Annotated in this window: 21 protein-coding genes; 1 reads left to right on the top strand and 20 read right to left on the bottom strand. The window is 40.4% G+C overall.

Annotation, left to right across the window (positions count from 1 at the left end; translation table 11 throughout):
- Nucleotides 1-6 precede the first annotated feature (6 nt).
- The 4 genes from rnz to miaA are packed head-to-tail and all read right to left on the bottom strand — an operon-like array spanning nucleotide 7 to nucleotide 3,682.
- Nucleotides 7-936: a ribonuclease Z gene (gene rnz / locus OVN21_RS01610; RefSeq protein WP_267246993.1), complete on the bottom strand. Its 930-nt coding sequence runs from the start codon at nucleotides 934-936 to the stop codon at nucleotides 7-9.
- A 14-nt stretch (nucleotides 937-950) separates the two neighbouring features.
- Nucleotides 951-1,574 (bottom strand): cystathionine beta-lyase, encoded by a 624-nt coding sequence (locus OVN21_RS01605; protein ID WP_267246992.1) that lies wholly within the window; start codon nucleotides 1,572-1,574, stop codon nucleotides 951-953.
- Nucleotides 1,567-2,805 carry a GTPase HflX gene (hflX, locus tag OVN21_RS01600; RefSeq protein WP_267246991.1) on the bottom strand — a complete coding sequence of 413 codons (1,239 nt, stop codon included), beginning with the start codon at nucleotides 2,803-2,805 and terminating at the stop codon, nucleotides 1,567-1,569. Before hflX ends, OVN21_RS01605 begins: the two co-directional genes overlap by 8 nt.
- On the bottom strand, nucleotides 2,798-3,682 hold the full coding sequence (gene miaA / locus OVN21_RS01595; RefSeq protein ID WP_267246990.1) for a tRNA (adenosine(37)-N6)-dimethylallyltransferase MiaA: 885 nt from the start codon (nucleotides 3,680-3,682) through the stop codon (nucleotides 2,798-2,800). The genes hflX and miaA overlap by 8 nt, the downstream gene beginning before the upstream one ends.
- Before the next feature lie 120 nt (nucleotides 3,683-3,802).
- On the opposite strand from miaA, the gene OVN21_RS01590 reads away from it, so the two are divergent.
- The gene (locus tag OVN21_RS01590; RefSeq protein ID WP_001051782.1) at nucleotides 3,803-3,973 is read left to right on the top strand and encodes a DUF3042 family protein; all 171 of its coding nucleotides are present in this window, start codon (nucleotides 3,803-3,805) and stop codon (nucleotides 3,971-3,973) included.
- Nucleotides 3,974-4,396: 423 nt separating this feature from the next.
- Here OVN21_RS01590 and OVN21_RS01585 read toward each other — a convergent pair whose 3' ends face one another.
- From OVN21_RS01585 to OVN21_RS01510, 16 genes are all read right to left on the bottom strand, one after another.
- Nucleotides 4,397-5,941, bottom strand: coding sequence for an ATP-binding cassette domain-containing protein (locus OVN21_RS01585; RefSeq protein ID WP_267247289.1), 1,545 nt, complete (start codon nucleotides 5,939-5,941; stop codon nucleotides 4,397-4,399).
- A complete protein-coding gene (locus tag OVN21_RS01580; protein ID WP_267246989.1) occupies nucleotides 5,934-7,130 on the bottom strand; it encodes a radical SAM protein in 1,197 nt (398 codons plus the stop codon). Before OVN21_RS01580 ends, OVN21_RS01585 begins: the two co-directional genes overlap by 8 nt.
- A gap of 223 nt (nucleotides 7,131-7,353) precedes the next feature.
- A complete protein-coding gene (locus tag OVN21_RS01575; protein WP_267246988.1) occupies nucleotides 7,354-8,244 on the bottom strand; it encodes a helix-turn-helix domain-containing protein in 891 nt (296 codons plus the stop codon).
- 630 nt (nucleotides 8,245-8,874) lie between these two features.
- A complete protein-coding gene (locus tag OVN21_RS01570) occupies nucleotides 8,875-9,714 on the bottom strand; it encodes a thymidylate synthase (protein ID WP_267246987.1) in 840 nt (279 codons plus the stop codon).
- A 52-nt stretch (nucleotides 9,715-9,766) separates the two neighbouring features.
- Complete coding sequence (locus OVN21_RS01565; protein WP_267246986.1) at nucleotides 9,767-10,201, bottom strand: GTP pyrophosphokinase; 435 nt, start codon at nucleotides 10,199-10,201, stop codon at nucleotides 9,767-9,769.
- 93 nt (nucleotides 10,202-10,294) lie between these two features.
- The gene (locus OVN21_RS01560; protein ID WP_267246985.1) at nucleotides 10,295-11,254 is read right to left on the bottom strand and encodes an ROK family glucokinase; all 960 of its coding nucleotides are present in this window, start codon (nucleotides 11,252-11,254) and stop codon (nucleotides 10,295-10,297) included.
- Nucleotides 11,255-11,377: 123 nt separating this feature from the next.
- Entirely contained in the window at nucleotides 11,378-13,096 is a 1,719-nt protein-coding gene (pabB, locus tag OVN21_RS01555; RefSeq protein ID WP_267246984.1) for an aminodeoxychorismate synthase component I, read from the bottom strand.
- A gap of 260 nt (nucleotides 13,097-13,356) precedes the next feature.
- Nucleotides 13,357-13,920: a TIGR01440 family protein gene (locus tag OVN21_RS01550; protein WP_267246983.1), complete on the bottom strand. Its 564-nt coding sequence runs from the start codon at nucleotides 13,918-13,920 to the stop codon at nucleotides 13,357-13,359.
- 109 nt (nucleotides 13,921-14,029) lie between these two features.
- Entirely contained in the window at nucleotides 14,030-15,721 is a 1,692-nt protein-coding gene (locus OVN21_RS01545) for a cache domain-containing sensor histidine kinase (protein ID WP_267246982.1), read from the bottom strand.
- Nucleotides 15,721-16,455, bottom strand: a complete 735-nt coding sequence (locus OVN21_RS01540) for a response regulator transcription factor (protein WP_267246981.1) — start codon at nucleotides 16,453-16,455, stop codon at nucleotides 15,721-15,723. The genes OVN21_RS01545 and OVN21_RS01540 overlap by 1 nt, the downstream gene beginning before the upstream one ends.
- A gap of 70 nt (nucleotides 16,456-16,525) precedes the next feature.
- Nucleotides 16,526-17,638, bottom strand: a complete 1,113-nt coding sequence (gene msrB / locus OVN21_RS01535; protein ID WP_267246980.1) for a peptide-methionine (R)-S-oxide reductase MsrB — start codon at nucleotides 17,636-17,638, stop codon at nucleotides 16,526-16,528.
- A 10-nt stretch (nucleotides 17,639-17,648) separates the two neighbouring features.
- Nucleotides 17,649-18,212 (bottom strand): redoxin family protein, encoded by a 564-nt coding sequence (locus OVN21_RS01530; protein ID WP_267246979.1) that lies wholly within the window; start codon nucleotides 18,210-18,212, stop codon nucleotides 17,649-17,651.
- A gap of 13 nt (nucleotides 18,213-18,225) precedes the next feature.
- Nucleotides 18,226-18,936, bottom strand: a complete 711-nt coding sequence (ccdA2, locus tag OVN21_RS01525; protein WP_267246978.1) for a thiol-disulfide oxidoreductase-associated membrane protein CcdA2 — start codon at nucleotides 18,934-18,936, stop codon at nucleotides 18,226-18,228.
- 163 nt (nucleotides 18,937-19,099) lie between these two features.
- A complete protein-coding gene (locus OVN21_RS01520) occupies nucleotides 19,100-19,651 on the bottom strand; it encodes a GNAT family N-acetyltransferase (protein WP_267246977.1) in 552 nt (183 codons plus the stop codon).
- A 57-nt stretch (nucleotides 19,652-19,708) separates the two neighbouring features.
- Nucleotides 19,709-20,533, bottom strand: coding sequence for an ammonia-dependent NAD(+) synthetase (gene nadE, locus OVN21_RS01515; protein WP_267246976.1), 825 nt, complete (start codon nucleotides 20,531-20,533; stop codon nucleotides 19,709-19,711).
- Nucleotides 20,530-21,990: a nicotinate phosphoribosyltransferase gene (locus OVN21_RS01510; protein WP_267246975.1), complete on the bottom strand. Its 1,461-nt coding sequence runs from the start codon at nucleotides 21,988-21,990 to the stop codon at nucleotides 20,530-20,532. Before OVN21_RS01510 ends, nadE begins: the two co-directional genes overlap by 4 nt.
- Between the last annotated feature and the right edge of the window lie 42 nt (nucleotides 21,991-22,032).

Below are 22,032 nucleotides of genomic sequence, written 5' to 3'. Positions count from 1 at the left end.
AATCTTTTAGATTTCCACTTCTTCCAAGTCTTTGACTACATGGACATTTTCAAAAATACTAGCTGCATCTTTCTTAAGCTGGCTGATATCTTTTGAAAGGAAACGAGCGCTGATATGATTGAGCAGGAGTCGTTTGGCACCTGCTTCTGCTGCTACTTGCGCTGCCTGCATATTGGTTGAGTGACCGTGATTGCGGGCAATTTTTTCATCGCCCTTGCCATAAGTAGACTCATGGACCAAGACATCGGCATTGACTGCCAGACGCACACTGGCATTGGTTTTTCGGGTGTCACCAAGAATAGTGATAATTTTACCTGGGCGAGGAGCTGAGATATAATCTGCTGCCTTGATTTCAGTTCTATCTTCTAAAACAATGTCCTGACCGTTTTTGATTTTTCCAAAAAGCGGGCCGAACGGAACACCAGCAGCCTTGAGTTTTTCAGCATCCAGCGTTCCTTCTAGGTCCTTTTGCATGACACGATAGCCAACACAGAAAATAGTGTGGTCCAACTCCTCTGCATACACCGTGAATTTATCGGTTTCAAGGATTTTACCTAGAGAATCTTGGTCAAACTCATGAAAATGAATGCGATAAGGCAAACGAGAACCTGACACACGAAGGCTGGTTAAGACAAATGACTTGATCCCTTGAGGTCCGTAGATTTCCAAATCTGTTTGCTCTTCATTGGCCTGAAAGGCACGACTAGAAAGGAATCCTGGCAAGCCAAAAATGTGGTCTCCATGCAGGTGAGTGATAAAGATTTTGCTGACCTTACGTGGTCGAATTGTGGTTTCAAGAATACGATTTTGCGTTCCTTCTCCACAGTCAAAGAGCCAAACTTCGTTAATCTCGTCCAAGAGTTTCAGGGCGAGACTTGAAACGTTGCGGGCTTTAGAGGGTTGACCAGCCCCCGTTCCTAAAAATTGAATATCCATTCGATACTTTCTAATTAATCAATATATAACATGGCTGTGCGGTTTTCCGATCGGAAATAGCGCTTGCCAGAAAAAGCAACAGCTTCTTGTAATAAATCCTCTTGGCTATAACCTTTGAGACGTTTGCGACCATCAGCCAAGCTTTCCAAATCTGTCAAAGCTGTGAGACTCTCCACACTAACAACTTCTTCGTCTCCGGCATCCTTCATGTAAATCTTTCCAGACTCTTCAAAGACGAGCTGATGGGGGAAAATTTGCGCAATCTCAAAAAGCAAGTCATTCGAGATTTCCTCTTCATTTTCAGAGAAAATCCTTCCCAGTCCTTCACTCTCGTAGCAAAATCCAAAAGATTTGCCAGATAAATTAAGACGAATAAAAGGCTTATTTTCAAAGGTGAAACTTGGCTCAGCATTGTAGAGGTTCAGTTCTTGACTGAGTTCTGCAAAGTAATCTGTCGCAGCCTGAGGACTCTTTTTCTGGTAGAGTTCTGCAAAATAGGCATTGACGACACTAGGCGGAGGGGTGATGAGAGCCAACTGCTCTTGCTCTGTTTTGCCAGCTAGAAGTTGATCCAGATAGACCTTATCCAGACTTGTATAGCCCCCATATTTTAGAGCCAAGGTTTTAATATCAGTCATAAAATTCCTCTAACTTCCATTTATTTTTCTCAGAAATGTAGCCTGTAATCACTTCTCCGTCATCTTGGTAGTCACGATCTTCAAGAATCGCCACACTTTCTAAATCATGAATCTTGTAGGACTTAGAAAAAGGCACCCGTAGAGTAAAGGCTTCAAAAATATCCTTGATTTTCTCTAAAAATAAAGCCTGCAACTGCTCACGACTATCCTCAGACTTGGCAGAAATGAGGGCATACGGCGTTTGGGTAGGCGTGAAATCCTCCACCAAATCCGCTTTATTATAAAGAGTCAGGCGAGGAATATCCTCCATATCCAAGTCTTTCATGATAGACAGAACCGTTTTTTCATGCTCCTCATGATAAGGATTGCTGGCATCGATGACATGAACTAGAAGGTCTACATGCTTGCTTTCTTCCAAGGTTGATTTGAAACTGGACACCAACTCTGTCGGCAAATCTTGGATAAAGCCAACCGTATCAGTCAAGGTAACCTGTAGATTGCCCCCAAGATGGATGCTCTTCGTCGTCGCATCCAGAGTCGCAAATAGCTCATCTGCTTCATACTGGGTCTTACTGGTCAAGGTGTTCATGATGGTTGATTTCCCAGCATTAGTGTAACCAATCAAACCAATCTTAAAGGTGCTTGATTCCAGACGCTTTTCTCTGACTGTCACCCGATTTTTCTCAACCACCTTGAGCTGGCGCTCGATATCTGTAATTTGATTACGAACACTACGACGGTTCAGTTCCAGCTGGCTTTCACCAGGTCCACGGGAACCAATTCCCCCAGCCTGACGGCTGAGCATAATTCCCTGACCAACCAAGCGAGGCAAGAGATACTTAAGCTGGGCCAAATGCACTTGGAGTTTTCCTTCATGGCTTCGAGCCCGCATAGCAAAGATATCCAGAATCAACTGCATACGGTCAATAACTTTAACACCCAGAACTTCCTCTAGATTGACATTTTGCCGTGGTGTCAGACGGTTGTTGACGATGACAGTGCTAATTTCTTCCGCATCTACCATCAGTGCAATCTCTTCCAACTTACCAGAACCAACGAAGGTCTTGTAGTCATACTTTTCCCGTTTTTGCCTGTAGCTATCTACAACAACTGCCCCAGCTGTCTTAGCCAGACTGGCCAACTCTTCCATGGAGATGTCAAAATTATCCATGCCTTGTAGCTCAACACCAATTAGCAGGACTCGTTCCTCTTTTTTCTCCGTTTCAATCATTTAAAAACTCCTCTATCTGTCTTAAAATGCGGTCTTGAACTCCAGGCTCTCCTATCTGATAAAAGGTGACCTGCATGCGATTACGAAACCAGGTCAACTGACGCTTGGCAAAACGACGAGTCGCCTGTTTGAGACTCTCGCTTGCTTCCTCAAGAGTTTGCTCCCCACGGAAATAAGGAAAGAGTTCCTTGTAGCCAATGCCTTTGGCTGCCTGCACATCTGGATAATTTCCAAAAAGCCACTTAGCTTCACTCAAAAGCCCAGCATCAAACATCAGATCTACTCGGCGATTGATACGTTCATAAAGCTGGCTGCGTTCATCATCCAAGCAGATAATCAGAGGTTCATACAAAGTCTCCTGATTTTCCAAATCCTGACCAAAATGGGCAATTTCCAAGGCACGCATGGCACGACGACGGTTAAACTGGGGAATTTCAAGACCTGCTTGCTCCACAAAATGGGCTAATTCCTCATCTGAGTAAGGCTCCAAACTAGCCCGATAAGCTAAAATCTCCTCATGAGGTGTTTCCCCACCTAGATGGTATCCTTCCAGCAAGCTCTGGATATAAAGTCCAGTTCCACCAGCGATAATGGCTAGCTTGCCACGGCTTTGAATATCCTCAATAGCCTTCTTAGCTTCTAAAACAAAATCAAAAGCCGAGTAAGACTCGGTCACCTCTCTGACATCAATCAAATGATGAGGAACAGCTGCTTGCTCCTCTGGGCTAGCCTTGGCCGTCCCAATATCCAACCCTCTGTATACTTGCTGACTGTCACCGCTGACCACCTCTCCACCAAAGCACTTGGCCACTTTAATAGCAAGGGCTGTCTTCCCAACAGCAGTCGGTCCAACAATCACAATTATTTTTGTTTTCATCTTTTTTCCTTGAAAAATTTCCATTTTTTCGTTACTATTATTATATCACAAAAAGGTCGGTCAGAAAAATGCTACCTCTTGAGGAGCCTGACTGTTCGGGAAGATAAAGGAGGAAGACTCATGGCTAAAGGATTCGCTAAAGGTCTTGTAACAGGTGTCGCAGGCACTGTCGCTGCCGTTGCAGGTGCAGTATACGCAATTAAAAAGAAAGTGATTGAGCCAGAAGAGCAAAAAGCAGCTTTCATCGAAGAAAACCGCAAAAAAGCGGCTCGTCGTCGCGTATCACATTAAGCAACAAAAGAAGTTGGGGATAAACTTAATTTGAGGAGAATGCCCAATAAATATTTCCACAATAAAACACATAGTATCAGGTATTCAAAAAAATTGATACTATGTGTTTTTTGATTTCGACTACCTTTAACCCATACTTTATAATTAAAAAGTAGAAATCGAATTGATAAATAAAGTATGAATCTATATTACGAAAGTTAGACAGAAAATTTCATGATTGAGGTGTAAATTAAATATGTTTGCTACTATTCTTTACTTATATTATTCATAAAAAGGTAATATTGAATCTATTAAATTTACAATATCAGATTTTGTAATAACGTATATATACACAATGATGTTAACTGTCAGCCAAATGCAAACAATTCGCGTACTAATAATTTTACAAATGAACGAAACATACCTTCCTCTTTTTATTGATTGTCACTGAGACAAATTAATTACTTTGTCGTATTGTGCAAGTGTCTCCTCATCATAATGGTGGATTACCTCAACCAAGGTTTGTGGAAGGGTTAATAAGATATTTGAAATTTGTTTTGAATTCACTTTATCAAGATTGGCTTTAACCTCGTCTGCCAAAATAAGATCACTATTATGATACAAACTGCGAGCGATTTCTATACGTTGCTTTTCCCCACCAGAAAGATGATTTCCATAAAGAAGATGTCCCTTTAAAAATTCTAGATTTACTCGATTAAGAATTAGGTCCATCTTTATATTATCCATCGACTCTCCAAGGGTAATATTCTCCTCAAGTGATAAACCATCAAAAATATAGGAATCTTGTAAAATATAAGAAGCTGATTTGGCAACTTGCTCTTGATTTAAGATCTGACCAGCATAAGTCACCTTCCCCAAATCTGGAGATAGTTGCCCATAGATGAGGTTAAGTAAGGTTGACTTACCACAACCACTTGCACCTATTAGAGCAATTTTTTCTCCTTTTTTAATTTCAAATGATAGATTTTCAAAAAGTATATTATCTTCAAAACTTAAACTGACGCAATCAACTAAGATAGGAAAAAGTGATGTTGAAGACAGGTCATCTGTTTGTATAATCGCATCTTGAAGTAGAAAATCATAACGATTCCTAAGCTGCTTGCTTGATTTATAGGTATTGATAAAATATGACAATTCATTGAATTGATAGCCTATATTATGAGATACTAGATAAATTGCAACAAAACTAGCTCCTGACAAATAATTATAATAAGTCATTATACCACCGATAATGATGGGAACTACCGAACAAAATGCGCCAATACTATTAATGAGAATATTATTAATCGTACGTTGTTGTTCATAACGAATGTCCTGATCAATTCTCTTCGACAAGGCTCTTCTGAAAAGAGAATAGAAGAAATCCATAGCACCGTAATTTTTAATCACACTCTCTCCACCAATGATATTCGTTGTCTGAGACAAGTACTCCTGATTCGACGTCGCTTTTTCCTCAGAAATAAGGGCTAATTTTTTACTACCTATACCACTACAGAGTGCAGGCATAGAGTAAAAAAAAATAAATATCCAGCCCAACCAAAAATTTGTTGTCAATGCATATACAATGGAAACTATTGTAAAACCAACTGAGGAAATAATAATGACTGCTGGTTCGAGATAAGACGTTTCTAATTGTTTGACATCGTTTTCAAGATTGGATAGGATATCCTCTTTTTTACTATTTTTATTATATAGAAAATGCCCAAACAATTTATATTTCATGATCCAAGTGAAATCTGCTACTAACTTGGCATAATAATACCTTTTCCCAGCCAACCCAATAAGAATAAATAAATTACCAATTATACCTACAGCAAGGGCTATCCATAAATCATCCAGAATCTTCTTCTCAAAACTGGCTATAATCATCGATACCAAGGTTGGTGTGATGATAGCCTCTAACCACGTAATAGCAATGAAAATAAAATAGAGCACCAAATGTTTTTTTGTGATGAACTTTTTAAGCATATCTAATGAACCTTTCAAAATTGGTAACTAATTTTGTTAAACGCTCTTTATCCTTACTCAATTCAATAATTTTATAAATACAGTATTCCATTAAATCTTGTTTTTTACACTCAATAAATTTTCCTTCTTCAGAAATAATTGATGAATAGCCATCAATCATATTTGCGACACATTCCATGCACATTCCTCTACACCAACAATCTTTACACTTAGAAAAGTTATCCTTATTATTGAATTGTGTAACTTTATCACTGCTATGGGTCCCCAAAAATCTAAAGCAAAATTTAGTTGATCCATCAACATCAAATGTTATTGTTGTTTCTGGATCAATATCATCACAAAACGATTCTATCTTACTTTTAAAAATCATTGAAAGTAGCACATCATAAACAATCGGGCTAATGTAGTTTTTAACATTATTATTGATAATATCTTCGAATGACTGATCGATAAATGTTTTTCTATTTTCTTCAGTCATTTCCATTTCTTTAACTATTAGAATTTTATTTTTGCTAAATACATTATTGATATTAAATCTAACACCCATATCAGTAAAATATCTATAGATATCCCCTTTTTGAAATCCAAGTTTTTGATGCATCCGCGTGTAAGTAGAAGCGACTTCAAAATTTTCGTAATCTATTTCTTTTAAATACTGAATAAAATTCAATGTTCGTCTATGACTTCTCTTGCCTCTTAACTTATCGTGAATCAATTGTGGGCCATCAAGGCTAACTGTTAAAAAAGGATGATAATTGTTAATCATCATTTCAACTTTCTTATTTAAGATGGTACCATTTGTCACAGTTTCAATTTTTTGAATCTCAATATTTTTAGATAGCTTTTCAATAATATAAACAAACAAATCAATATTTAAAAACGGCTCGCCTCCAAAAAGGATTAATCTCTTGATACATTGAATTCTGCGAGAGACTAGCTGATCAATAATTTTATCTGCTGTATCAATATTCATCAGTTGATTCATCATTCCGTAATTACCACCATCAGCATAGCAGTATGTACATGAAAGATTACAGTTATTTGAAATATTGATTACTACTTTTTTTAAAATATTATAATCGTTTTCTTTTTTGATATTATTATTCAAATCATCTATTGAAGTTGATAAAGTAAAGGTTTCAGAATTAAAATAAAGAGTATCAGATTCTGTAATAAATGCTTTTAACATAATTATTCCCCCTATATAACATAGAGAGGGAATAAAAATCCCTCTCACAATAAAAATAAGATAGTCGTTACCGACCTCCACCACAAGAATGACTAGGGCCGCAATCATGAATAACATAGGCTGATTTATTGGCTAGTAATTCTTCCAAATCGATAATTTTGAGATTATCCATTTTATTGTCCTCCTTTATTTGATGATATGATTATATCATTCAATAGTTCAGTCAAAATTTCTTTCCCATATTTGCTTGATGACTGTCCTCCCCTAAAACTTTTTTTAAATGTCCTTCATAAATCTTTGCTAAGTGGTTACTGCCTGCTAATTTTATTGCTCCAATACATTTTTTCATTTCAATAATTGCAATCTTATTTCCGTTTTTTTGATAGCGATAAAGGTTTTGAGCATAGAGAAAAATGAGTCTTTCATAAATTTCTGTCTCGATAAAAAAGCATTGTTTCAATTGTTTTTCAAAATACAAAGCATCCATAAACTTTTTCTTTTCAATACAGGTAATATAAGCATTAAGCAACATGGTTGAAATCAGGCGTCGATTAATAGGAATTTCTTTATAAAAATCTGATCGTCTAGACATTTCTCTTGCTAAAACCATAAAACCATCATGTTTTAGAACATCCAAAGTATTCATGAAAATCAACAATTCATAATATCCCCAATATTCAACACCAAATAGATAATCGGTTAAATCATCCAAATCTGTTTCATTATAGTATTTTTCTCCCGATAAATCCTGAAGGCGAATTTTAACTAAAATGGTATTTATATGATGAAATTTCTCTCGTTTTCCTTCATTTTCCATTTGAGATATCAACAATCTCTTCATCCCTTCAATGTCGCGAGTCGTTACACATTTCCTAACCTGAGCTAATAGTTCATTTAGTTCATCACGATGAAAATCATGAACGGCATACATAAATTCATCAATTGGCATGTTAATTTCATTTAGAATATGTATAAACTTTGAAATGGTTAAATCCGTTTCTCCTTTTTCGAAACGTGAAAGCTGAGATGTTGATATACCAGCCTTCGTGAGATCCTTTAACCGCAATCCTCTTGATTCTCTAAACTTTTTAAAAATTTCTCCAAAATTTTTCATTCTGAATCTCCATCACGCATATATGGGAATATATTTTATTCACCCCAATAATAACATATAATAAAAAAAAAGTGAGGATTACACATGAAAAAACAAAAAATATTACCACTCCTACTCTTTTTACTAGAAGGAATTATTATTATCGGAGTTGGATAATCTTAATTTCTAAGGAGAGTTTTGCCTAGACTGCTCAGCGATAAGTACGGCTGAGCGCCGGCTATAGTTTGGAGGCAGGTAATGTACGTAACAGTCAGGTATTGCCTGCCCTCTTTAGCTAGATAGAAAACATCAAACTTTCTTACATTATCGCGCATTCTAGTTACAAAACTCCTATTAGACTTAAGTTCTTACTGAATTAAGACATCACTCCTATCTCTCCTTACACTCGTCCTAGCAGACAGAAGGATATGCTTAGTCCGAAAAAGTTTAACTATAGTCAGCACAATGACTCCTATACCTGTCTTAAAAAGTCTTTTCGCTAGACCACTACAGTTGACGAAAAGCCTGCTTTTGCAGATTATAAATTTGAACTTTATCCTCATAAATTACAACATAAGAAAACACCTCATAAGTTAGATTTTTCTGTCTAACTTATGAGGTGCTAGTCATAGAAGGATATTTACATTTTTCTTAAATAGCCAAATCAAACTTCAGCTGCGGCTTAACTGGATCATAGTCGACCAACTCAAAGTCTTCGGCTTTGATATCAAAGAAATTAGTCTTGTCTGGTACATTCAAGACCAAACGTGGTTGGCAGTTTGACGGCTCACGACGGAGCAATTCCTGAGCTTGTTCAAACTGATTATCATAGATATGAAGGTTGTTGATAAAATAGAAAAACTTCCCAACCTTCCAGCCGAAATGCTTGGCAATCATCATCTGCAATGCTACGTACTGCATGGCGTTAATGTGGTGAGCCACCAGCATATCATTCGAACGCTGGGTCAAGGTCGCATCCAGATAGATTTCCCCATCAACTCGACGGACATCAAACATGGTCTGAAAGGCGCATGGAAGGAGGCCGTCTGTCTCCTCAAAAGCCTCATAATCCCAGAGAGAGATGATATTGCGACGATTCCATGGATTGGCTTCCAACTGCTTAAGAATCTTATTAATAATGTCGTGCTTCTTAACGACTGCCCCATAGCGCTCACCAATAGTTCCCGTATCTCCCACTTCCCAGTCATTCCAGTAGTGAACATTGTACTTGCTATTTAGCACTTCTAGGCTATTAGACTGGTCTTGGTAGATCCAGAGTACTTCCTTGATAGCGGATTTGATTGCAATGGGACGCAAGGTTGTGATGGGAAATTCCCCTTTGGCCAAATCATACTCCGCAAAGGCACCCGTTACGTACTTGGAGTTGGCAACAGTCCCATCCTTGTACTTTGGACGAGCCTGCTCAGAAAAGACACCTTCCTTAAAAATTCGTTCTATATTTTCTTTAAAAATCGTATCTGCTTTTGTCATTTACTCTCACCTCATTTATTGTCCTAACTAGTATAGCATAAAAAAATCTTTTCTACATACTCAGATAATCGATGGCCTTTTTATATTTTTCTAATCGTTCCAAATCCTTATCAGTGACAGAACTCAGTCTCGATAAATCCGAATTATGCTTCAAATCTGCTAATTTGACAACGCGTGCTAGGGAATTAGATTTCACATTTTCTAGATATGTTTGATAATCTTTCTCCTTTTTCTTTGTCAAAACCTGAACAGCAGTAACTACTGTTTCTGGTAAACCAGCTTGTAATAGTTCTTCAGCCGTAAAAGGACTGTCCTCAATGACATCATGTAGTAAAGCAACTGCTTTTTCTTCTTCAGTATCAACTTGGCTTGCCACATAGATTGGATGTTCTATATAATCTACTCCTGCCTTATCAAATTGCCCTTTATGAGCTTCCGTAGCAATAGACAATGCTAATTCAAGCATGGGTTGTTTTGATGTGTTCATCTAGCGACTCCTTCCCAAAATTTAAACCTATTCCGTTTTATTTGATTTCTAAAAAAGAGCTTGATAAACACCAAGCTCTATTATCAATCTATCTTATTGCAATACAAGTGATGCTGCTCCGATAACTCCAGCGTCATTTCCTAGAGTTGCAAGAGCCAATTTAGTGGATGCACGTACTTGTGGGAAGGTATTTTCATCATAAACCTTTTGCACGCCTTGTAGAAGGAATTCTCCCGCAGCTGATACTCCACCACCGATAACGATTGTTGATGGGTTTAGGATTGAACCAATATTAGCACACGCAATACCCAAGTAACGTGAGAAGTTACGGTAAACGATCAAGGCAAGGTCGTCCCCTTCTTTTGCAAGGTCAAAGACAGTTTTAGCAGTTACTTCTTCTCCGTCATCAATCAAGCGTTTCAAAGCTGCATCGCCTTCGTATTCATCTGCATAACGACGAGTCAAGTTGACAATCCCTGTTGCTGAAGCAACTGTCTCAAGACAGCCTTTTTTACCACAGGTACATGCGATTGGTTGGTCAAAGTCAACAGTGATGTGACCAAGCTCACCAGCAGCACCAGCAACACCGTGAAGCAATTTGCCTTCTGCCACGATACCGCCACCAACACCTGTACCAAGTGTCATAAAGACAACGTCTGGTTGGTTGTCACCAGCGCCCATCCAGCGCTCACCAAGAGCAGCTACGTTGGCATCATTGTCGATGAAGAACGGAATACCCAATGCTTTTTCAATCTTTTCTTTAATCGGTTGAAGGGTTTTCCAGTTCAAATTGTAGGCACCAATAACAGTCCCTTTTTCACGGTCAACCACACCGGGTGAACCCATTCCAATACCTCGGAAGTCTGTAGCTGACAATCCAAGCAAGTCCAAACGATGTTGAATAGACTCTATCATATCATCTACAATGTGGCTTCCTTCGTCCAAAATATTGGTCTTAATAGACCATTTTTCTTGGATTTCTCCTGCTGTTGTTAAGATTGCAAATTTGATAGAAGTTCCACCAAGGTCAATCCCAATAATCTTTTGACTCATCATATTCTCCTTTTTAATTGAAAATGCTTACAGATATAGTATAACAGAATCATCAGTTTTATGCAAAGGTTTGCGTGAATTTATTCTCATTTAATCATTTTCTTTATTTCAAAGTTTGCTATCTTAAGATTCAATCCTCAACTCATACAATCCTCTCACTGCATTACAACCATAGATAGCCTCCGCTTGGTTCAAGTCTGCCAAAGTCAGAACTTTTTCCTCTACTTGTCCTATTTCTAGCAAATGCTGGCGGTAAATTCCTGGCAAAATTCCTTGACTGGTGGGGGGTGTGTAGAGTTTACCATTAATTTTTAAGACCAGATTTCCAATAGAGGTCTCAAGCAGTTCTCCTGATTTATTGTAATAAATCTTCTCTTGCTCCCCTAGACTCAAATGCGGTCTATGAGTTGTTTTAAAGTAGGTAAATGATTGATTCAACTCTGCCTCTTGCAGGCAGAGTTTAGCTTTGCAGAAGGTCGAACTGAGGGATGTTAAGATTTGGCGACTGAGTTCTATCTCTCCAGACTTGCTAAGACTGATTCTTAGACGGTAATCTTGATTAGCGTCACAAACTTGGCACTCAGCTTCTATATTTTGCCTCAAGTCTTCTGTATTAAAAGGAAATACAAAATACCGACTAGCTTTTCTCAGCCTTTCTATATGTTGATTTTCAAATAGCAGTTGTTTTTTGCTTATTTTTCCAGTTGTAATCAGTTGGAAGCGAGCTTGTTTACGATAGAGAACAGCCGCCTTTTGATGAACTTCACGGTATTCAGATTGCCAAGTGCTATCCCAAGTAATGCCGCCACCCACTCCATAGATGGCTTTCCCTTGATGCAGTTGGATAGTCCGAATGGCGACATTGAAAATTCGTCGCCCATTTGGAAGCAAGATACCAATCGTTCCGCAGTAGACTCCGCGTGGTTGTGGTTCCAAGTTCTTGATGATTCCCATGGTCGCAATTTTCGGAGCTCCCGTTATGGAACCACAAGGAAAAAGAGAGCGAAAAATGGCAACCAAGTCCACATCCTCTCGCAACTGACCCTTGATGGTTGAAGTCATCTGCCAAACAGTCGAATACTGCTCCACTTGACAGAGACGCTCTACATGCTCACTTCCAACCTCAGAAATACGGTTCATATCGTTGCGCAATAGGTCAACAATCATCATATTTTCAGAGCGATTTTTAGGATCCTGTTCCAACCAACTGGCCCGCTCTAGATCTTCTTGGTCAGTCACTCCTCGCTGGGTTGTTCCCTTCATCGGACGTGTTGTCAATTTTCGGTCATTTTGCTCAAAAAAGAGCTCTGGGCTCATGGAAATCACTGCCATCTCATCATGTTCAATATAGGCATTGTAGCCCGCCTCCTGCTCTACCACCATACGATTATAGACGGCAAAAGGATTAGCACTTAAGTCCTGCTTGAGTTGGACGGTGTAGTTGACCTGATAGGTATCCCCCTGGCGCAAATGATGGTGAATCTGGGCAATGGCCTTTTCATAGTTCTCTGCAGATGTTTCTTCCTGCCAATCAGAAGGCAAATCTACTCCCTCATAAATCAGAGGGATAGGAGATGTTTCTACGCTATCATGAACTGTAAAATATAGCAGATACTCTGCCAGTAAAGGAGCTTTATGAACTGCTAATTTCTCCTCAAATGCAGGTGCAGCCTCGTAACTGACATAGCCCACCACATAATAGCCTTGCTCTTGGTAACTTTCCACTTGTGCCAGCAAGTCTGCCACTTCTGCTAAATCTCTCGTTTTTAACTCTTTGATAGGCTGGGTAAAGGTGTATCTCTCTCCCAGAGCCCTAAAATCAATCACTGTTTTTCTATGCATACTAAAAGTATAGCACAAAAAAGCCGACCTAGAACAGCTAAATACAGCTTTGTTTACTGATTCTATAACGAAAAAATTCTCTAAGTTGCTTTTTTTACTTTTGACAATTCTCCATCAGATGGCGCCCCTTCTTCTTGTAAAAACTGTTCTTATTTGGAGCACTTTACACAAAAATTCAACAAAAAGAACAGAGGAAGTCATGGTATCTATACCGTTATTTCCTCTGTCTTTTGCTTTTCTTCTGTTACTACAGAATAATTTCAGGACTTTTTGATAGAATCTTGTGGATACTGCGCACGCGCACCTCCGATTAGTTTTGGACGACTAGCTAGAGCCGTTACGTGGGCATGCCCAATTTCACGCAGTACGGGACGAATCGGAACCTGAACATGCTTAACATGCATGCCAATTGCAGTATCTCCGATATCCAATCCAGCATGGGCCTTGATAAATTCGACCTCAACTGGATCCTGCATAAACTTGAAGGCTGCCAACTGACCCGAACCTCCCGCATGAAGAGTCGGAAGGACACTGACGATTTCCAGGCCAAACTGCTCTGCCACCTGACGTTCAACAACGAGTGCACGATTGACATGTTCACAACCTTGAACGGCTAGATGAACTCCTTTTTCTCCTAGGATATCTAGGATGGTCTTCACAATGATTTCCCCAATTTCTTGACTGGATTCCTTGCCAATCTGACCACCCATTACCTCACTAGAAGAAAGACCCAAAACAAAGATAGCTCCTTGCTTCAAATTAGCCTTTTCTAATACATCTTCTACAATCTGGCTTGTTGCTCTTTGAATGTCTTTTTCCTTCATACTTGATACCTCTTTTGTCACTATCTATCATATCTTTTTTTACTGATTTTATCAAGACCAACTAATCATTCTGATTTTTAAAAGCAAAACTCCCAGAATTGACTGGGAGTTAGCTAATTGCTTTTTTATTGATGTACACTTCAACCGTCGTCCCTTTTTCGGATGCAGAATTGATCTTCATCTGGTAATTGTCTCCAAAATGAAGTTTGAGTCGTTGGTCGACATTTTGAAGGCCAACTCCCCCACGTTTGAGCTGACCTTGACTACTATCGCCAGCAGCTTGAAAACCAACACCATCATCCTCAATGCGGATGACCAGTCCTGAATCCTTTTTCCGAACAGAAAGTTTAATATGACCCTGACCTTCCTTCTCCTTGATGCCATGGTAAAGAGCATTTTCTACAAGAGGTTGCAACACCAACTTGGGTAAGACTAGGTTATCAAAGGCAGGATTTTCATCAATTTCATATTCCAGCTTATCCCCATAACGCTGTTTCTGGATAAAGAGATACTGACGGACATGATTAATTTCGTCAGACAGGCAAATCAAATCCTTACCTTGATTGAGCGCCAAGCGGAAATAGGTTGCCAAGGACTTGGTCACCTGCACCACTCGCTGACTATCCTGAAATTCAGCCATCCAGATGATGGTGTCCAAGGTGTTGTAGAGGAAATGAGGGTTAATCTGGCTCGACAAGGCTTGAAGCTCATACTGACGGGTTGTTTCTTCCTGCCTGCGCACATCTGCCATCAGCTGATCAATCTGATTCAGCATGGCATTAAATTGACGAGTCACTTCTCTCAGTTCATAGGCACCAGCCTCCTTGGCACGAAGATTTTGATCACCAGAGGCAATTTCCAGCATGGTTTCTCTCAGATCCTTCAAGGGAGCAATCCAGCGTTTGAGACTGAACCACACCAAGCAGATACAGGCAAAAAGAGAGGTGACACTTGCCCCAAGCAAGGTCCACAAGAGCTGACTCCGAACCTGGTCTAACTTCTCCAGCGAAGACACGCCTATAACTGTCCAATCAGTTCCTGCAATCTGTTTCTGACTGACGTAGGATTGGTGATCTAGCGTATAGCCCTGCCCTGTCTCGATATAGGGTTTCATGGCCTCCATTTCGCTAGACGAGCTGTAAACTGTGTGTTTAGGGTGGTAGACAAATTCATGGGTTTCATTGATGATAAAGGCAAAGCCCTGCTGACCCAACTGGAGTTGGTTGAGATAGGCTTCCAGAGTTTCATAAGAAATGTCCAAACGAAGCACGCCTAGATTGGCTCCCTTTGCATCAAGAAGTTCTTGAGTGACAGAAATGACCCACTGACTATCTGATTTACGAGCTGGTGTCAAAACAGGCTTAGCCCCCTGATGAATGGCCTTTTGGTACCAATCCTCAGCCATCATATCAGATGAAGTTTTCATCTGCACACTGTCATCTGTAGAAATGACCTGACCAGATTTAGTCACCAGCACAACAGTTTTCAAATCCTGGTCTGCCTTTAAGATGGTCAAAAACAGATTTCGAATTCCCTTGACCTTGTCTTGACTAGGATTCTCAGCATAGGCTAAGACATCCGTCTGCTGGGTCAAACTGGTAGAGGTGGTTTCTAATTTTTTGATATAAGACTGGATAAAGTGGCTAGTCTGACTGATGGTCGTTTGGCTATTGCCTTCAATGGTGGCCTCAATAGCTGATGAACTAGATTGATAGTAGAAAGTCCCAACCAGAGCTAGGAGAATGAGAAAGACCAGAAAGATGGAAATAACCATTCTGACTAAAAGAGAAGAACGCTTCATCAGCCTTCCCCCTTCTTAAACTGACGAGGCGTTACACCTGCAATCTGTTTAAAACGTTGGGTAAAGTAGTTCATATCTTCAAAACCAACCTTTTCAGCTATTTCATAAATCTTTAAATCTGTGGTCAATAGTAAGAGCTTGGCTTGTTTGACACGCTCTCGTACCAGATAATCCTGAAAAGGCAGACCTAACTCTTTCTTAATCAAGGAGCTCAGATAAGTCGGACTAAAACCCAAGTCACTGGCTAAATACTTCAAACTAAACTGGCTATCAGCCAGATGGGACTGGATTTTCTGGGCCATGTTTCCCTCAAACTTATCGGTCAGTAAATTTTGTAACTGCTCCTCTTTTTCTTCTTTGTCTAACTTTTGCTTGACTTTCCCCAACATTTCTTCAATATCCTGACGAGAAAAAGGTTTGAGCAAGTAGTCGTCCACACCTAGTTTGACAGCAGACAAGGCATAATCAAAATCATCGTAACCTGTTAAAAAGACCAAATGAACCTGAGGATAGGTTTCTCGTACCAGACTGGCCAACTGGATGCCATTTAGATGAGGCATGTTGATATCGGTTAAAATGATATCTGGCACCTGCTTTTGGATCAATTCCCAAGCCTGCCTTCCATTTTCAGCCTGACCGATGATTTCCATATCGTAGGCTGCTACATTGACCAGTTTAGTCAAGCCTTGTCTTACCAGATATTCATCTTCTACGATTAAGATTGTGTAGGTCATGCTCTGCTCCTTTACCACTTACTAGTATCAGTATAGCAAAATTCTCTTCTAACTGCTTAGGAAAGACTTATTAATCAACATAATCTAGTAAATAAGCATAGCCTTTTTCTTCCATTTGGTCTTTAGGAATAAAGCGGATAGAAAGGCTATTGATACAGTAGCGCAAGCCACCCTTGTCCTGAGGCCCATCTGTAAAGACATGACCAAGGTGAGAATCTCCAACTCGGCTCCGCACTTCCATACGCGTCATATTGTAAGACTTGTCTTCCTTGTAGATAGCAACATCTGGGCTGATGGGTTGGGTAAAACTAGGCCAGCCACAACCAGACTCAAACTTGTCCTTTGATGAAAATAGAGGTTCACCAGTTGCTACATCCACATATATACCGGATTCAAATTTATCCCAATAGCGGTTTGAAAAAGCCCGTTCTGTTTGATTTTTCTGGGTAACTGCATACTCTTCAGGTGACAAGGTCTTTTTCAACTCTTCATCACTTGGTTTAGAATAGTTGCTGGCATCGATGACGGGATAAGCAGCCTGATTGACATTGATATGGCAATAACCATTTGGATTTTTCTTGAGGTAGTCTTGGTGATAATCCTCCGCCACTACAAAATTCTTCAAGGGTTCCTTTTCAACTGCCAAAGGTTGGTCGTATTTCTTAGCCACCTCATCAAAGACTTGGTTGATTGCCTCCAAATCCTTGTCATCTGTATAATAAACACCGGTCCGGTACTGGGTTCCCACATCATTTCCTTGTTTATTTTTGCTAGTTGGATTGATAATGCGGAAGTAATGAAGCAGGATTTCCTTAAGAGAAATTTGATTGGCATCGTAAGTGACATGGACGGTTTCCGCATGACCTGTTTGATTGATCAATTCGTACTTGGTTGTTTCCGCTCTACCGTTTGCATAGCCTGAAACGGCATCTGTCACTCCGGGAACGCGGGAGAAGTATTCCTCAACTCCCCAGAAACAACCTCCAGCTAGATAAATTTCGTGCAAGTCTGCGTCTTTACTAATTTCTGTTTTTTTCACTGTTTTTCCTCCTTGGCTGACTGATGCTTTCTCAATTTGCGATCTATCTGTCTGCCCTGCATTTCGCATCAATAGAAAATAGAAACCAGTTATGGCTAGGAAAAATACACCTAGCAACAAGATGATTTTTAACTTATCATTCATAGGATATCTCCTAGGCTAATTCTTTCAAAGTTTGTAAAATCGCATCTTTTTCCATGAAACCTGGCTGGGTTTTGACCAGCTTGCCTTCCTTGTCTATAAAGGCTTGAGTTGGGTAAGAACGAACACCATAAGTTTCCAAAAGTTTGCCTGATGGGTCAACTAAAACTGGGAAATTTTTATAATCCAAGCCCTTATACCAGTTCTTAAAGTCCGCTTCTGCTTGTTCTCCCTTATGTCCTGGTGACACTACCGTTAGAACCACATAGTCATCGCCAGCATCTTTAGCGATTTCATCCGTATGTGGAAGGCTGGCTAGGCAGATGGAACACCAAGAAGCCCAGAATTTGAGATAGACTTTCTTGCCCTTGTAATCAGACAAGCGATAGGTCTTGCCATCTACACCTGTCAGTTCAAAATCAGCGACTTCCTGACCTTTAGTCGCAGTTTGTGAACTGACTTGTTCTGTTTTGGTTTGCTCCTTCATAGTAGATTGGTCTGACATATTTTTAGTCGAACAGGCTGCCAAGCAACAGATTGAGCCTACTCCAAGGAGACATGTTTGCCATTTTTTCATTTCTTCTTCCTCTCTATTCAAATAATGTAGTCAAAATGGAAGCATTTCCCAAAAACACCAAGATTCCCATCACGATAATGAGGAAACCACCCACTTTTTTGAGGGTTCCGAGGTAAGGATGGAGTTTTCGGAAATGTTTCAAAACATAGCTGGAGGCGAGAGCTAGAACCAAAAATGGTAGCGCCAAACCCAGCGTGTAAACCAACATGAGACCAGCTCCCTGCCAAGCTCCTGAACCACCTGAAGCCGCCAAAGCCAAAACAGACCCCAGAACCGGCCCCACACATGGCGTCCAAGCAAAACTAAAGGTTAACCCCAGTAAAAATGCCTGGCTATAGCCGTTACCCTTTTGCCCTTGTCTCTTTAATTGTAGCCTTCTTTCCTTGTAGAGCCCCTGCAAATGTAGGACTTCCATCTGGTGTAAGCCCAAGAGAATGATAACCGCACCCGTCACATACTGAAACCAAGAAGCATACAGCAAATTGCCTAAAAAACCAGCTCCATAACCCAGTAAGATAAAGATAAAAGAAATCCCCGCTATAAAGGCCAGAGTTCGCAATAAACTAACAAGTGAGATTGAAAATTTTTCGCTAGAATCCTGAGCACCATCTTTGTCATCCAACAAGACCCCTGCATAGACAGGTAACAAGGGTAAGATACAAGGAGAAAAGAAGGAAAGAATTCCAGCAAGAAAAACACTGATAAAAAAGATTATATTATCCATTGCCTTCCTCCATTCTTTGATTTGATAGGACTATTATAGCCCCAAAACTCAAGAAAAAACAGGGACAATGATAGGGAAAAATAGGAATTTAATCAGTTTATTCAGAAATCTGGCACAAAAAAAGCCAGACAAGGTCTGACTTTGATAGATACAGAAAAGAAAATCACCTGTCTTCCCTACTTATCTGGTAATAAATAAGGTCCGCAACGCAGTCTTTTCTCTCCACACCATTGGCAATGGTTTTTAGATAGGACATTCCAGCCTTTTCCATGACACGGCCTGAAGCTGGGTTGAGACTGGCGTAACGAGCTCTGACTTTTTGAAAACCTGCTTGAGTAAAACAGAAGTCTAGCACAGCTTTCAATGCTTCCGTCATTATACCACGACCCCAATAATCTTTTCCTAAAACATACCCAATCTCACAGCTAGAGTCAATCTCATCCATTTCAACGATGCTGATATCTCCTATCACTTGCTCTGGTTTTTCTTTGAGACAAATGACCCATTTGTAATAGTTGGGATTAGCATAGGAGGCAATCGAATTTCGACTCGAGTTCCGAGTTACCCCGACATCAGGATGGGGATTCCAAGTGACATAGGTCAAATTCTCAGCAGATGAAGCCCAATTTTGAAACATGGTTTCCGCATCACTCTCCACAAATCTTCTCAAAATCAAACGTTCTGTCTGTAACATTTTCGTGCCGATTTCTTTCATGACGATGCTTCACTTTCTCATTTCTAGGCTCAGGGTAAAAACCTCCACTGGAGGTTTTTACTCCCAAAAGTCATCAAAAATGGTGATTGGTAGGTGGCGTTTGTGTTGGCCTTTATGCCACCAGTTTTCAATAGTCACTTGGGCTTCTGGACTGATTGTTTTGCCTTCGAGGTAATCATCAATTTCATTGTAAGTGACTCCGAGGGCTATTTCGTCAGCAAGTCCAGGTTTGTCTTCTTCTAGGTCTGCTGTTGGGATTTTTTCATAAAGTGCTGGGTCTGCGCCAAGTTCCTGCAAGAGTTGTTTTCCTTGACGTTTATTGAAACGGAAAAGGGGTAAAATATCCGCACCACCGTCACCAAACTTGGTAAAGAAACCTGTGATATTTTCCGCTGCATGGTCTGTTCCAATGACCGCTCCGCTATGGGAACCTGCCAGGGCATATTGGGCAATCATACGGCAACGAGCCTTGATATTGCCCTTGGTGAAGTCTGAAACAGGGCTTCCTGTCGCTTCGACTGCAGCTGTCATGGCGTCAGCAGATTCCTTGATATTAACTACCAAGCTGGTATCTGGCTGGATGAAAGCGAGGGCTTTTTGAGCATCTGCTTCATCAGCCTGCACTCCATAGGGCAGGCGGACAGCAATAAATTTGTAGCTGTCATCTCCTGTCTCTGCTCGCATTTCTTCCATAGCTAATTGGGCCAATCGACCTGCTAAGGTTGAGTCTTGTCCTCCAGAAATCCCTAATACAAATGTCTTAAGAAAGGGATGCTTTTTCAGGTATCTCTTTAAGAAATCAATAGAACGACGGATTTCTTCCTTGGCATCAATCACAGGTTTGACACCCAGTTCTTGGATAATCATTTCTTGCAAACTCATTCTTCTTCTCCTTCACCAAGAGCTTCCTTGCGCATCTTATCAATCAAGTCCATCTTGTCTTGCCATACATCACGCGCCAAATCCACTGGATAGTGTTGCGGATTGAGCACGCGCTTGTACTCATCCCACAACTTGTCAAATTCCTTACGGGCATAAGCCTGAATCTCAGTCAAGCTAGGCAGGTTGTAAATCAATTTCCCGTCCTTGAAAATATCCACCAAGAGAGGAACAGCATCAAAATTACGAACGGTCTTCTTGATGTATGTATAAGTCGGATGGAACATCTTGATTTCTGTCATGTCATTCACATCAAGACCATCATAAGTGATGTAGTCACCTTCTGACTTACCTTTTTCACGACTGGTAATACGCCACACCTGCTTCTTACCTGGCGTAGACACTTTTTCCGCATTATTAGACAGCTTAATCGTATTGCGCATGTTCCCATTTTCATCTTCTATCGCAACAATCTTGTAAACCGCCCCAAGAGCTGGTTGATCGTAAGCTGTAATTAACTTGGTTCCCACACCCCAAACATCAATCTTAGCCTTTTGCATCTTGAGATTAAGGATGGTATTTTCATCTAGGTCATTAGAAGCATAAATCTTAGTTTCCGTAAAGCCTGCCTCATCCAATTGCTGACGGACTTTCTTAGAAATGTAGGCAATATCCCCAGAGTCAATCCGCACACCCATAAAGTTAATCTGGTCACCCAGTTCACGCGCCACCTGAATAGCAGCTGGCACACCGATACGAAGGGTGTCATAGGTATCCACAAGAAAGACACAATCGCGATGAGTCGCCGCATAGGCCTTGAAGGCTTCATAGTCGTTTCCATAAGCTTGTACCAAGGCATGGGCATGAGTCCCCAATACTGGAATGTCAAAGAGTTTACCAGCACGCACATTGCTAGTTCCGTTGGCACCGCCAATCACCGCTGCGCGTGTTCCCCAGATAGCCGCATCCATCTCTTGCGCCCGACGTGTCCCAAACTCCATCAAGGGCTCATCTTCAATAACCGAACGAATACGAGCTGCCTTAGTCGCCACCAAGGTCTGGTAGTTAACGATGTTCAAGAGAACGGTTTCAACCAACTGACATTGGGCTAGAGGGCCTTCCACCTGCACAATCGGTTCATTAGCAAAAACCAGGTCCCCTTCTTGGGCAGAACGAACGGTCAACTCCAACTTGAAATTGCGGAGGTAGTCTAAGAACGCCCCATGGTAGCCCAGCGACTCCAAATAGGCAATATCACTATCTGAAAAATGCAAATCTTCAAGATAGTTCACAATTCTTTCCAAACCAGCAAAAACCGCATAGCCATTCTTAAAAGGCTGTTGGCGGAAATACACCTCAAAGACCGCCTTCTTATTGTGAATCCCTTGGTCAAAGTAAACCTGCATCATATTAATCTGGTACAAGTCCGTGTGCAATGTCAAACTATCATCTGGATACATACTTTTCCTACTTCCTTAACTAGAAATACATGAAAATTTTCA

Origin of the sequence: Streptococcus sp. Marseille-Q5986 (assembly GCF_946902915.1) — a bacterium.
Lineage (GTDB): Bacteria > Bacillota > Bacilli > Lactobacillales > Streptococcaceae > Streptococcus.
The sequence above is the reverse complement of the archived record's forward strand: the minus strand, read 5'-3'. Positions and strand labels throughout refer to the sequence as shown.

Bases quoted from the DNA above. Each gene is read 5' to 3' on its own strand.
- rnz (WP_267246993.1), bottom strand. From the start codon at position 936: ATGGATATTCAATTTTTAGGAACGGGGGCTGGTCAACCCTCTAAAGCC.
- OVN21_RS01605 (WP_267246992.1), bottom strand. From the start codon at position 1,574: ATGACTGATATTAAAACCTTGGCTCTAAAATATGGGGGCTATACAAGT.
- hflX (WP_267246991.1), bottom strand. From the start codon at position 2,805: ATGATTGAAACGGAGAAAAAAGAGGAACGAGTCCTGCTAATTGGTGTT.
- miaA (WP_267246990.1), bottom strand. From the start codon at position 3,682: ATGAAAACAAAAATAATTGTGATTGTTGGACCGACTGCTGTTGGGAAG.
- OVN21_RS01590 (WP_001051782.1), top strand. From the start codon at position 3,803: ATGGCTAAAGGATTCGCTAAAGGTCTTGTAACAGGTGTCGCAGGCACT.
- OVN21_RS01585 (WP_267247289.1), bottom strand. From the start codon at position 5,941: ATGCTTAAAAAGTTCATCACAAAAAAACATTTGGTGCTCTATTTTATT.
- OVN21_RS01580 (WP_267246989.1), bottom strand. From the start codon at position 7,130: ATGTTAAAAGCATTTATTACAGAATCTGATACTCTTTATTTTAATTCT.
- OVN21_RS01575 (WP_267246988.1), bottom strand. From the start codon at position 8,244: ATGAAAAATTTTGGAGAAATTTTTAAAAAGTTTAGAGAATCAAGAGGA.
- OVN21_RS01570 (WP_267246987.1), bottom strand. From the start codon at position 9,714: ATGACAAAAGCAGATACGATTTTTAAAGAAAATATAGAACGAATTTTT.
- OVN21_RS01565 (WP_267246986.1), bottom strand. From the start codon at position 10,201: ATGAACACATCAAAACAACCCATGCTTGAATTAGCATTGTCTATTGCT.
- OVN21_RS01560 (WP_267246985.1), bottom strand. From the start codon at position 11,254: ATGAGTCAAAAGATTATTGGGATTGACCTTGGTGGAACTTCTATCAAA.
- pabB (WP_267246984.1), bottom strand. From the start codon at position 13,096: ATGCATAGAAAAACAGTGATTGATTTTAGGGCTCTGGGAGAGAGATAC.
- OVN21_RS01550 (WP_267246983.1), bottom strand. From the start codon at position 13,920: ATGAAGGAAAAAGACATTCAAAGAGCAACAAGCCAGATTGTAGAAGAT.
- OVN21_RS01545 (WP_267246982.1), bottom strand. From the start codon at position 15,721: ATGAAGCGTTCTTCTCTTTTAGTCAGAATGGTTATTTCCATCTTTCTG.
- OVN21_RS01540 (WP_267246981.1), bottom strand. From the start codon at position 16,455: ATGACCTACACAATCTTAATCGTAGAAGATGAATATCTGGTAAGACAA.
- msrB (WP_267246980.1), bottom strand. From the start codon at position 17,638: ATGAATGATAAGTTAAAAATCATCTTGTTGCTAGGTGTATTTTTCCTA.
- OVN21_RS01530 (WP_267246979.1), bottom strand. From the start codon at position 18,212: ATGAAAAAATGGCAAACATGTCTCCTTGGAGTAGGCTCAATCTGTTGC.
- ccdA2 (WP_267246978.1), bottom strand. From the start codon at position 18,936: ATGGATAATATAATCTTTTTTATCAGTGTTTTTCTTGCTGGAATTCTT.
- OVN21_RS01520 (WP_267246977.1), bottom strand. From the start codon at position 19,651: ATGAAAGAAATCGGCACGAAAATGTTACAGACAGAACGTTTGATTTTG.
- nadE (WP_267246976.1), bottom strand. From the start codon at position 20,533: ATGAGTTTGCAAGAAATGATTATCCAAGAACTGGGTGTCAAACCTGTG.
- OVN21_RS01510 (WP_267246975.1), bottom strand. From the start codon at position 21,990: ATGTATCCAGATGATAGTTTGACATTGCACACGGACTTGTACCAGATT.